The sequence below is a fragment of the uncultured Tateyamaria sp. genome (assembly GCF_947504105.1).
GTDB lineage: Bacteria > Pseudomonadota > Alphaproteobacteria > Rhodobacterales > Rhodobacteraceae > Tateyamaria.
This window is the reverse complement of record NZ_CANNGP010000071.1, coordinates 1-12548: the sequence shown is the minus strand read 5'-3', so window position 1 is coordinate 12548 and position 12548 is coordinate 1. Positions and strand designations below refer to the sequence as shown.

Annotated in this window: 9 protein-coding genes and 1 pseudogene; 3 read left to right on the top strand and 7 right to left on the bottom strand. The window is 52.4% G+C overall.

The genetic code is table 11. The annotated features are described in order from the left end of the window. Window positions 1–450: 450 nt before the first annotated feature. The 7 genes from Q1A75_RS22310 to nirK form a co-directional block, all read right to left on the bottom strand. Window positions 451–891 carry a MarR family transcriptional regulator gene (locus Q1A75_RS22310; protein WP_299593112.1) on the bottom strand — a complete coding sequence of 147 codons (441 nt, stop codon included), beginning with the start codon at window positions 889–891 and terminating at the stop codon, window positions 451–453. Window positions 892–1068: 177 nt separating this feature from the next. Beyond that, a complete protein-coding gene (locus tag Q1A75_RS22305; RefSeq protein WP_299593109.1) occupies window positions 1069–2478 on the bottom strand; it encodes an aldehyde dehydrogenase family protein in 1410 nt (469 codons plus the stop codon). After that, window positions 2475–4139, bottom strand: coding sequence for an acetolactate synthase large subunit (locus tag Q1A75_RS22300; protein WP_299593106.1), 1665 nt, complete (start codon window positions 4137–4139; stop codon window positions 2475–2477). The genes Q1A75_RS22305 and Q1A75_RS22300 overlap by 4 nt, the downstream gene beginning before the upstream one ends. 196 nt (window positions 4140–4335) lie before the next feature. Beyond that, entirely contained in the window at window positions 4336–5280 is a 945-nt protein-coding gene (locus Q1A75_RS22295) for a hypothetical protein (RefSeq protein ID WP_299593103.1), read from the bottom strand. A gap of 213 nt (window positions 5281–5493) precedes the next feature. Next, the gene (locus Q1A75_RS22290) at window positions 5494–5940 is read right to left on the bottom strand and encodes a DNA starvation/stationary phase protection protein (protein WP_299593100.1); all 447 of its coding nucleotides are present in this window, start codon (window positions 5938–5940) and stop codon (window positions 5494–5496) included. 234 nt (window positions 5941–6174) lie between these two features. After that, window positions 6175–6897, bottom strand: coding sequence for an SUMF1/EgtB/PvdO family nonheme iron enzyme (locus Q1A75_RS22285; RefSeq protein ID WP_299593097.1), 723 nt, complete (start codon window positions 6895–6897; stop codon window positions 6175–6177). Continuing rightward, on the bottom strand, window positions 6894–8408 hold the full coding sequence (gene nirK / locus Q1A75_RS22280) for a copper-containing nitrite reductase (protein ID WP_366142227.1): 1515 nt from the start codon (window positions 8406–8408) through the stop codon (window positions 6894–6896). The genes Q1A75_RS22285 and nirK overlap by 4 nt, the downstream gene beginning before the upstream one ends. Window positions 8409–9050: 642 nt before the next feature. Here nirK and hemA point away from each other — a divergent pair. The 3 genes and pseudogenes from hemA to Q1A75_RS22260 all read left to right on the top strand — a co-directional run. Continuing rightward, window positions 9051–10268: a 5-aminolevulinate synthase gene (hemA, locus tag Q1A75_RS22270; protein WP_299593094.1), complete on the top strand. Its 1218-nt coding sequence runs from the start codon at window positions 9051–9053 to the stop codon at window positions 10266–10268. A gap of 277 nt (window positions 10269–10545) precedes the next feature. After that, on the top strand, window positions 10546–12210 hold the full coding sequence (locus tag Q1A75_RS22265) for a thiamine pyrophosphate-dependent enzyme (RefSeq protein ID WP_299641301.1): 1665 nt from the start codon (window positions 10546–10548) through the stop codon (window positions 12208–12210). A 148-nt stretch (window positions 12211–12358) separates the two neighbouring features. Beyond that, window positions 12359–12487, top strand: a pseudogene (locus tag Q1A75_RS22260) (IS5/IS1182 family transposase); the annotation flags it as partial. Between the last annotated feature and the right edge of the window lie 61 nt (window positions 12488–12548).

Below are 12548 nucleotides of genomic sequence, written 5' to 3'. Positions count from 1 at the left end.
CTACTTCGGGCGGGACAAAGCCATTCTCAAACAACGCGAAAGGATCAAACGGAAGACACTCGAAGCGCGGCGCTTGCCACAATCCATGGCATGGTTAGTGTATACCACATCGTCCGCCAGGGAATACAATGGGTTTTAAACGACAATGACCCTCAGACCCGACTCACGCAAAAGCGGTGAAATTGCGCTCCATGAACTCCCATCCACGAATACTCCGTTTACCAGAACCACGGCTTTACTGTGAGTTCTTCGGTGAATGCAGTAACGGTGTTAGCCCCAAAGGAGCGTGTGTCGACGCAAGAAGCCCTCATAATTGCATGCTTTCCGCGTGGAGATGTAATTGAGTAGATTAGCTAGTGCATTAGCTATCAAGCAACGATTAGACTCCATATCAATGGTGCATTAGCCATTCGAACTGATAGATGGAGTTTCCGTCCTGGCCCTTGTCAGTTACTCCAAGTGACCTCGTATTTTTTTGAGCTCAGCAATCATTGCTTGTGCTTCAGCGTCGCTTACACCAATTGCACAGCCAAATGCCGGAGGTACTGAAACCGCGTTTGCGCGCAGGCTGCTGCCTTTCTTGGTCAACATTACGTTTACGCGTCGCTCATCATCCGAATTCCGTTCCCACATGACCAAACCAAGCTTCTCCATCCGCTGGACAAGAGGGGTCATCGTTGCTCCCTCCATCCGCAACGCTTGGGCCAGCTCCTTCACGCTCATCCCATCGTTTTCCCATAGGGCGAGCAACGTCAGGTACTGCGGGTACGTCACTCCAAGATTGGTAAGTAGATGCGAGTACTTCCTGGTGATTGCACGGGACGTTGAGTAGAGCGCAAAACACAATTGCTCTCTAAGTATCAGGGGATTCTTCGCTTTTGCCTTAGACATTTCCTGCTCACATCTCACATCATGAAGAAATAAGGGGATTTTCCAGAGTTTACTAGGGTGCTAATGAGCGTGACCCAATGACACGGCGTTCGCAACTGATATTGCCAGATCTCCTTATCTCCATGCCAGATGTTTAAGGTTTTAGATTTTACCCAAAGACGCAAATTCCATGCTGGTTTAGAGCCGTATCACGGCCATCTTATCTTGTGTCATGTCCTGCATCGTATACCCAATTCCGCCAGTGTTGTACCCGGATTGCTTTCTCCCCGCGAAGGGCATCCAGTCGACACGAAACGCCGTGTGATCATTGACCATCACTGCTGTCGCATCCAACTGCCTGACAGCATTCAACGCTGTATCAAGGTTTTTCGTAAACACAGCTGACTGAAACGCAAGCGGCAGCGCATTCGCACGCCTAAAGGCATCATCAATCGAACCATATTCATAAACACATGCGACGGGCCCAAAAATCTCTTCCTGCGAAACGCGTGCCAGTTCGGGTGGTTGGAACAAGACCGTTGGTTCATAGGTTGACGCGCTGATTTTCTGCCCCCCAGTCATGACCATAGCACCAGTTGTTCTGGCCTCGTCCACCCAATCGGCCACGCGGTCGACCTCTTTGGGACGGATAAGTGGCCCGCAATCCGTACTTTCATCAATCGCATTGCCAACAACGAGTTTTGAGGCCGCCTCCGACAAAAGTACCGCGATATCACGCGCCGTGTCCTTGGGCGCGAATATACGCTGCACGGACACACATACCTGACCCGAGTGATAGAACCCGCCCTTGATCAGACTAGGAACCATTGCCTCCATGTCAGCACTTGCATCAACGATTACCGGGGCGGCACCACCGTGTTCCAAAGCGCAACGCGTACCCGGGGCCAATTTGGAGCGCAGCATCCAACCGATCTTCCCCGAACCGATAAAGCTAAAAAAGGCAACGCGACGGTCTGTCACCATCTGCTCGGCTGATACAGTGTCACAGGGCACAAAACTGCACCATTCTTCGGGTAATCCCGCCTCGTACATGATTTCAACAAAGGCCTGACAGGACAGGGGTGTATCAGCTGCGGGTTTAACCAACACTGGGCACCCAGTCGCAACGGCAGGGGCCACTTGATGAACAATCAAGTTCAGCGGATGGTTAAAGGCTGAAACGGCGACGACCACCCCAATCGGTTCGCGAGTAGTGAACGCAATTCTCCCCGCACCTGCAGCGGTCAGGTCCATCGGGATTTCGGTGCCAGCAAGGTTGGGAATTTCCTTGATGCACAACCCAACGCCATCAATGGCCCGGGCGACCTCGATCCGTGCATCCACCAGCGGCTTTCCACCCTCATTTGCGATAAGAAACGCCAGTTCATCAAACCGACCCTCCATGATCTTGGCTGCGTTCCCAAGGACTTCTATCCGCTTATGGGCGGGCAGCCAGTTCTTACGATTGGCGTGCAATTGGGCTGCTGCTGTCAGATACCCATCAATCTGATCCCACGACCTTAGCGTGACGGTTCCGATAGGTTTCAGATCGAATGGGTTGACCACTTCGCTGATTGCGCCAGATGGTACCGACTTTACATTGTTCATGTCAGGCAACTCTTTTCAGAAAGTTCTTCAATAAGAACCCTTTGGTTCTCGGAATAGTCCACTGGCAGGTCGATCAAATGAACGCCACCCGCCTGAAAGGCGTCTTCAAACACGGGAACCAGATCCTCTGTCGCTGTGATACGGTGCCCCGTGGCACCATAGCTTTCCGCGTATTTCACGAAATCAGGGTTGTTGAACTCCAACCCCCAATCCTCAAATCCAGCAGCAACCTGTTTCCAGCGGATCATCCCATAGGAGCCATCGTTCAAAACGGTTATGACCAAGTTGAGGCCGAGCCTAACCGCCGTTTCAACCTCTTGGCTGTTCATCATGAACCCGCCATCACCACAAATCGCCATTACGCGACGATCAGGGTTCAAAAACGCAGCAGCCATCGCGGATGGCAACCCAGCACCCATTGTCGCCAGCGCATTGTCCAGCAGAACCGTATTTGGCTCGTAGGCTTTGTAGTTGCGGGCATACCAAATTTTATAGATGCCATTATCCAGCGCAATGATGTCCCTGTCGCCCATTACCCGCCTTGTGTCAGCGACAAAACGCTGCGGTATGATGGGGAACCGGGGGTCTTTGGCACCTTCAGAAAGATGCATTTCGACTTCTTTCCTGACCTTTTCAAAGTAGGAAGCGTCGAAATCCAATGCTCCTCCAAGCTTCTCTTTCAGGTGGGAAATTGATGCTTTCAGATCCCCAACCACTTCGACCTGCGGGAAATACACCTGATCCACCCGCGCCGACCTATAGTTGATGTGAATGACCTTTGTGCCTCCTGCCTCCATAAAGAACGGCGGCTTCTCGACAACATCATGGCCGATGTTGATGATCAGATCAGCGCGATCAATTGCACAGTGCACATAATCACCATCCGACAGCGCCGCAGTGCCCAACGACAGATCAGACCGTTCATCAACAACACCCTTCACCATTTGCGTGGCAAAAAACGGGATTCTGGTGGTATGAACAAAATCTGATATCGCGCGGCGCGCATCCTTTCGGTTGGCGCCAGCCCCGATCAGAACAAGGGGCATTTTGGCATGTTTGACCAGATCAACTGCCTCGTCAAGAACGGCATCATCAGCCACCGCATAAAGTCGCTGGTGTGGCTCGATCACCTGCTCGCTGCATTGCTCTTCGGCGATATCCTCCGGCAACTCCAACAAAACAGCTCCTGGCCGCTCTTCCTCGGCGGTGCGGAACGCCTCGCGGACCAGCGCCGGGATTGTGTCACCATGCACAATCTGTTTGGACATTTTGCAGATCGGCTTGAACAGATTGACCACATCAATGATCTGGAATTGACCCTGCTTTGATTTCTTGATCGGCTTTTGACCGGTGATCATAATCAGAGGAAATCCACCCAGATGCGCATAGGCTGCTGGGGTTGCGAAATTTGTGGCACCCGGACCAAGCGTCGCCAGACAAACACCGGCCTTGCCTGTCAAACGCCCGTATGTGGCCGCCATGAATGCGGCACCCTGTTCATGCCGGGTGAGGATCAGCCGGATGCCCGAGGACCGCAGCGATTCGACAAGATCGAGGTTTTCTTCACCCGGCACGCCAAACACAAACTTTACGCCTTCTCTTTCAAGCGCCTGAACGAAAAGATCAGATGCCTTCGTTGTTGGTGCGGATGCTGGTGCCATTTTATGCTTTTCCAAAGTTAGATCATGCTGTGTCAAAGGCTTGTCCTCGCGAGTTTCCTCCATTGCTAACGAATGGCCTGCCGCCTCAATTGCGGGCCGCGTCACAAAACCTGTTCGACGGCACCAAGTCCGCCAGCGAAAACATATCCTAAAACCTGTCAACGACGCGGGCCTGCGCGGCCTTTCTTGAATGCTGCTACTGACTGCCAGGGTAGAGGAAGAGGTTCTGAATATCGACGACTGCCGCTGCCCGATAGGAGGGATATCGCTCAAGTATCGCGGCCCTTAAGGCCGCACCGCTACTGGTGGTTTCATAGATACGCTTCACAAGCTCCAGATAGATAATCGCATCATCAATCGACTGACGCGAACCGTCATTTGATCCATGCCCGGGCAAGATATGTTCAAATCCTGTTTCATGTCGCAGTCCTTTCAGTTGGTTGATCCAGCTGTCAAAATGACAATGGCCGCAAAATTGATGACAGTTGTTGTAAAGCAGATCTTGGACTATATAGCTTTGTTGCTGCGGCATGTAGATCGTCAAAAAATTATCCGCCTCAGCATCACACACATAGCGGCGTTCGAACTCAGCACAGTCAATTATCTTACTCGCGCCACGCTGGATCACGTTTGTTGGCACCACCTTAGATGGTGGCACATGGTGCCCCAATGACGGCAAACTGATCTCGATGAAAAATTCGCCCGACTGATTAATTTCAGCCATAATTTCAACCAGAGAATAGATCGGGACTTCACGGAATTGGTGGGCGCCGAACCAATGATCTGGGTGTAAGTGGATGATGAAACGATCAACTAGCTTGCCAAGCGCTTCACTATACTCCCTGATTTCCTGATCGAAAATAACCGATCGCTGTGCGTCAAAAAACACCAAACGTTCGGGTGTTTCGATGATGTGGGTTGTGACACATCCTATAACTTCTGGGCTCTGGTAGCTGTGAATGTTTACATTGCCGAAGTTCGTAACTGTTACTTGTCCATGTTCCAATTGATGGAAAGTCTGCGCCCGAACCTCATGTCCAAGCAAGGCAGCACGCACAATATTAGGTGATGCAACAATCAACGCGGAGACAGCTGCGGCAAGAATGAGTCGACGACGGGAGAGGTTGAGTTTCTTCAGCATGATCGACCTCGACGTAGTCAGGGAGGAGTGAGATCAGCGTAAGCCATCATTAAGAACTCGTATTTCGAGAAACTTAAGTAGCATGTTCTTGCTATGTCAGTGGAGTTTCTGCTTTCGATCGTTGGTGGATTATTACCATACCTACTTAGACTACATTCGGTAGTCTTAGTACCACAGTCGTTTTGTCTGCAGGAACTTAAACTTCCTGCGACCTCAGACGCTTCCGGATCTCAACATCCACAAGGTCTTTTCGTGCCATGTCAGACGATCTGTCAGCATTCCAGCTGTTACGTCATCGACAGCATCTTCCGCATCTTTAAAGGCACCACGAAGACATTCAGCAAGCGCACTATGTGCTTGGATCAATTTTGCCACCATGTCATCTGCGGACTGGGCCTTTTCTTCCTCCGGCTCACCCGCAAGAGACATCAATTCTGTTACCGTACCTGGCGCAGAAACGCCCAAAGCCCGAAGACGTTCAGCCACTTCGTCAAGAGCTTCCCACATATTTGCATACTGCTCCTCGAATAACTCGTGCAATTTGAGGAATTGTGGTCCTTGAACGTTCCAGTGATAGCCATGCGTCTGCACGTAGAGTCGGAAGGTTTTACCCAAGACCACTTTTAAGCTTTCAATATGTGAACCGTTCTCGGTAGTCATCTTGCACCCATTTTTCAGGAGGGGTTATAGCTAGTGTACTAATATTATAATTATAGGGTAAAACTGAAGGGGTCTTAGTCAAGAGCGAGAGGGGAATAATTATTTTATGACTACTAACACATTGTTTAGAATATATTTTTCGTGCTATTGCTGTGATTCTTAGCCAACTCTGAATGTCTTCGTCGGCTCCTTATTGCCGATCGATTGGGACAAAAAACAGTTGGATTTTTATCCCTAGTAGACAACGCGGAAACCCAAGTTGCCGGGCGGCAATCCACCGCCACAGCTGGCATTGCCGGGGTCACGGACAAGGTCCGACAGCACAGCGAGGTGTTCGCCCATCACCACACGTCCGCCACCTTGGCAGACGGACGTTACTGCCCGACCATCCGCCACACCGCAACTTGTGGCAGTCCATTCCCAAACATTGCCTTTCAGATCTTGGATGCCGTTGGTGTTGCGACCAAAGTTGCCGACCGCCTTTGTCCGGTCATCCGAGGGAGGGGCAGTGATGTCGTAATCCGCCGCCCAGGCCATCCGGGGGTCGGTGAACAGTTTCTCTTTGGGTATTGGGGCATCCTCTGCCGCAAACTCCAACCATTCAGTGTAATCTGGCAGCCGTACCTGCATGCCCATCTGCTCGGACAGCCAGCCAAGATACCTTTGCGCATCAAACCAATTGACCCCCGTAACCGGGTGGAGAGGCGAGGCCCCTTTTGGCATACGGATATCTGGGCAAACATGCGCATCAACACAGTGTTGCCACTGGTGCCAGGTGACCTCACTGTCTGCGATATGTAATTTCCGGCCATCCTGCATCGCAACCGGCAGGAAGACTGGCCAACCGGTAACATCTGTTGCAACCGATTGAGAGGCGTCGTTTTTTGCAGCGATGGCAAGAAAGACTGCGGTGCCGATCCCTAGACAGATCAGCACGGCAACCAATTTTCTGATCATTTCAACGGTCCGATATAGACCTGCTGCATCAGTTCATCATCCCATTCTCCCGTGACAACGACGTGACCAGCGGCCCCAAGCTCTACCGCCTCAATCAGATTGTGATTGAGGTAGGCATAAACACCAGGTTGTAGGAATGTGTACATCGCCGCCCCTGCGGAGCCCCCACGCACCAACATCGTTTCAAGATCCCGCATAGGAGGCGAAATGAAAGAGCCGGTTTCCCAAGCATAATCTAGATGCCCTCCGATCAGGTGCGGGCGTGAATCACGGTTGGCCGTGACGTGCACAAACATCACGGTTTCGCCCACTTGCGACATCATTGCGTTCTCGCCCGTCAGGGCACCGACACGGCCGTTGAAAACCACATGGCTGGGCAACAAGGTTTTCATGACCTCAATCCAGTCTCCCAGATCTTCACCCGCATCTTCATATGTTTTGAAATCATCGTTTTCGTCGCGCGGTACATAGAAATCGTTTTCGCCGACATAATACATCTTGTCATAGGTCAGCAGCTTCCCGTTTTCATCTTTGATCCCATCGCGGGGAAGCACGGTAATCGCGCCCGTCATCCCATGCGTAACGTGGTAGGGCGTCATCGACCCTTCTGGCGCACAGTGATACAGGAAAGTCCCCGTCTTGGTCGCCTTGAACCGTATGGTCGATTCCTCGCCGGGGGCGATTGTAGTGATACCAGCACCCCCCAATGCGCCTGTCGCAGCATGCAGGTCGATGTTATGTTCCATCAAATTGGACTCTGGGTTTTTCAACGTCAGCTCCACAACATCATCCTGATGAACAATAAGCATCGGCGCTGGAATTGAGCCATTATAGGTCAGGGCAACAATGGTTGTTCCATCCCCGTCCAGCACCCAGGATTTTTCTTCGACGATCAGCTCAATCTCTACGATCTTGGGGCCACCCTTTGCGACCTGATCATGCTTGGGCACATTTGGAGGCAGCACCAGTTCTTGTCTGACCCGCTCCATATCGGCCAAATGATCAGCGTTACCGGTAGCCATTGCTTCATCAAACGGTGTGTCGCCATGGCTCATGCTGCTGCCATCCGCGGCGGCCTCTTGCGTGGACAATGTGCCGAGGTACGCAATCACATCTCTGCGCTGCTGTTCGTCATCCAGTTTAAATGACATCTTGGTCCGCGCCTCGGGATCGCCCGTGTAGGCCCGGATAAAATCTCTGGGGTTGGCAAGCCAGGCAAAGATCGCTTCGGGGGACCAGACAAGGCCATTCTCGCCCGCGCTCGTCAGGCTATCGCTATATTTATAACCCTCAAAGGAAGCAGTGGGCCGCCCCACAACACCATTAAGAACAGGGCCAGTAGCGTTTTTCGCACCTTCCCCAACGCGATGACAGCTTGCGCACTGGCGAAAGACTTTTTCACCGGCAACCGGATCGCCTTCCTGCGCAAATGCCGACATCGGGACCACCAAAAGATAAACTGGCAGCACGACCATTCCCAGTATTTGTTTGCTAAGGGCTAGGTAGTTCATTGCATCCTCCAAAGGGAATGAGCGTCAGCTCAAGTGGTCAGATTTAGCGGTTCGTTTTTGGTCAATTGCAGGCTAAAAAAATCCTTGTTCTGTGGGACCCCGCTGGCGATGCCAGATGCCAATCTCTGACCTAACGCGTACACGGGCTCACTATGTTCATCGACTTGCCTGCAGCCACGAAAATCAGGCAAGAAACACTACTATCGCCCATCTGGCTGCCGTGTGTATTGACGCGGGCAAAAGCATGTTCAGCCTAGGCGTCAGACTTACAGGGTTCTTTCATATTCTGTCGGACATCACATATTCTTGCGGGCCGAAGAGCCGTCCAAAGTCACAGACACTGGCTGTCGAAATCACAGTGTGATCAATATTTTTGAGCCGCGGAAGCCCTTAATCCTGCGCTGTAGTTCCCCAGAAACCTGACGGTGATCATGGGCAGAAACCGCAGATCAGGCTGTTCAGTATGGCCTTACACAGCCAGTACCTCTAGGTTTTAAGCCATCGTCAAAACACGTCAGAAGCAGGATTCTGAAACTTCTTACAGTATTTGAAAGAACGCTGGATTTCTGCGGCACATAGTTTGATCGGGGGATGTCAAAGCGTCCCGATTTCGATTGAACAGAAACAAAATTGGCGGGACAGATGGATTTTGACGCATTTTTTGAAACCGCATTGGCAGGTTTACGCGACGCCGGCAACTACCGCAGTTTCAATGATATCGAACGGCACTGCGGGGATATGCCAAGGGCAAGCCGTTATTGCGTAGACGGGAAATGCAGCGACATAACCGTGTGGTGTTCCAATGATTATTTGGGGATGGGGCAAAACCCTAAAGTCATTCAAGAGATGAAACACGTATTGGATCGCTGTGGCGCGGGTGCGGGCGGCACCAGGAATATTTCGGGCACCAATCACTATCATGTGATCCTTGAACAGCTTCCGGCGAAACTGCACGGCAAAGAATCCGCACTCCTCTTCACTTCCGGGTATGTTTCAAATTGGGCAACACTGAGCTCACTCGCATCCGAGATCCCTGGCATGATCGTCTATTCAGACGAGTTGAACCATGCATCCATGATCGAGGGCCTTCGGCATGCAAGGTGCAAGAAAAGGATATGGAAGCACAATTCACCCGAAGACCTCGAAAGGCTGATGCAACAAGATGATCCTGCTGCCCCCAAGATGGTCGCCTTTGAAAGCGTCTATTCGATGGACGGTGACATCGCCCCCATTGCCGCGATTTGTGATGTCGCGGATAAGTTCGGCGCGATGACCTATCTCGATGAGGTGCATGCGGTCGGGATGTATGGCCCACATGGCGGCGGCATCGCCGAACGCGAGGGCCTCATGGAGCGCATTTCCATCATCGAAGGAACGCTTGGGAAGGCGTTTGGCGTGTTGGGCGGCTATATCTCGGGTTCGGAACAGATGTGCGATTTCGTCCGCTCATTTTCATCCGGGTTCATTTTTACAACTGCGCTCCCGCCCGCAATCGCTGCGGGGGCAGCGGAATCGATCCGGCACCTGATGGGCAGTGATATCGAACGGATGCGCCACCAAACTCGGGTGCGCGATGTCCGGCAACAATTAGACCGTGTGGGCATCCCACATCTGGACAATCCAAGTCACATCATCCCGGTGATTGTGGGTGATGCTAAGAAATGCAAATGGATTTCGGACCTGCTTCTGGATCAATACGGCATCTATGTTCAGCCGATCAACTACCCAACGGTGCCCCTGGGTTCCGAGCGACTTCGTATCACACCCTCGCCCCTTCATAGTGATGAAGATATCCGACATCTAGTATCGGCTCTCAGCGAAATCTGGTCGAAATGCGCCCTGGCGAGGGTTGCCGCCTGATGAACTGAATCCCCGATTGGCCCCTCAACGGCGGCCTCAGGGTCGAGAACTGTTTGCTCTACTCTGGACCTGAGCAAATCCGATCTTGTGCCCTGCATGTTGATCGCCTTGCCCGGAAAGAGGGGCGCGAAACTCACGGCCCGGGCCAGATATTTCGCGATGAAAAGGTGGAACAAAGCCAGAGGTTTTGGCCCGATTCAAATAGCGGCGCTGATTGCCTGAACTCAAAAGGGTAGCCAGATCACAAGAGGCCGCTTTCGTTAAAAGGAAGAGAGCAATGCGTGTAGCCGACCAGATCCTGGAGATTCTTTCATGTCACGGTGTGCGGCAAATTTTTGGCGTGCCCGGTGATGCAATAAATGATTTCACCTTTGCCGTTTCACGCCGCAACGATATGGAGTTCATACTTGTCCGGCACGAAGAAGCGGGCGCGTTCATGGCAGCCGCGCAGGCAAAACTGACGGGTCGCCTGACCGCTTGTATGGGCACTGCCGGACCGGGTGCGGTGCACCTGCTCAACGGCCTTTATGACGCAAAACAGGATCACGCGCCGGTCATTGCTATCACTGGTCAGGTCGCAACCGAATTCATCGGGACCGGGCATCCTCAAGAGATCAACAGCGAACAGCTGTTTGGTGATGTCGCCGAATTCACCCAAACCGTCATGGTACCTGATCAGGCGCTTAAGCTCACACTTGAAGCCTGTAAAGCAGCTCTTTCAGCCGGAGGTGTCAGCCATGTCTGTGTCCCTACGGATGTTGCGGGAAAGAAGGTGACCAAGTTCCGGAAGGATTTAGATCTAGGCTCTGACCTTGGACAGATCAGACCTTGCACTCCTTCGCTAGACAAGGCATTAGCACTAATAGCCGAAGCCAAGAAACCGGCCATTCTGGCGGGTATTGGGGCGGCGTCAGCGCGACCCAAGATCCTAGAACTTGCTGAACGTCTTAACGCACCAATCGTCAGAACCCTGCGGGCCAAAGACTGGATTGATGAACAAGAGCCGCTTTGTGTCGGTGGGCTTGGTTTGCTTGGGTCCTCTACTGGTTCGTCAGTTATGGAAAAATGTGATCTCCTGATCCTTGCGGGCAGCGACTATCCCTACGTCACATTCTATCCCACAAAGACCCCGATCATTCAGATTGAACCGGATCCGCGCAGGATGGGCAGGCGCGCCCCAATTTCCGCGCCGCTCCATGGGCATGCCGAACCAACGTTGGACATGCTGCTCGAGAAGGTGGACGCCAATCCAAACAGCAGTTTTCTGGACGATATTCTGAAGGAAAAGGAAAAGGAGCTGAAGGCGCACAGGAAGTCGGAAGAATCCAACGCTACCCCCATCAAACCCCAGCGCGTCATGGCGGAGCTCTCGGATGTTGCGCCGAATGATACCATCTTTCTTTGCGATGTGGGGACCACAACTGCGTGGTCTGCCCGCCATCTCAGGGTGGGCCCGGACCAGCGTTTTACCCTTTCGGCGTCTTATGCCTCAATGGCCTTTGCATTGCCGGGCGCGATCGGCGCACAGCTTGCCTATCCTGATCGGCCCGTTGTCGCGATTGCCGGTGACGGAGGGTTCGCTATGCTTATGGCCGATCTGGTAACGGCCACCCGTTATGACCTTCCAATTACCTGTGTCGTCTTTGAAAATAACAGTCTGGGATTCATAGCTTTAGAGCAGGAAGCCAAAGGGCTACCCCAACACTCGATTGAATTGGTGAACCCTGATTTTGTCAAATTCGCAGATGCTTGTGGGGCACGGGGGTTTCGTGTCGATCAACCCGGAGCATTGAATGCGGTGCTGAGGGAAGCGATTGAACATCCCGGTCCGGCCGTCGTCGTGGTGGAGGTTAACCCGGATGAGCTTATCATTCCGCCACGCATTTCCGCCGAACAAGCGCTTAACTTCGGGTTGGCAAAGATACGCGAAGCATTGGTGTAATGGTTGTCAAATCAACCCTGTCCTGGCGCCCTGTAACTGTGCGACTAGACAGTCTGTGAGAGGTGGAGTTGGTATGGCGAGGAAGCGGCATTCATATGAAGCATCCCAAAGCTGCTGCGTGAGATCGAGTTGAAGCTGGTGGAATCACAGTGAAAAGAAGGCTGTTATGATTGATGCAACTTTTGTCCAAGCCCATCGCACGACGTCCAGCCTTGCGATGGAAAAGGGAGGACGTGGACGTCTGATCGGGCGCACCAAGGGGGGCATGAATACAAAGTGTCTGACGTCAGCGCCTATGGGTCCAAATAGCGGTATTTGCTAAGAGAGGGTTTGTTGCT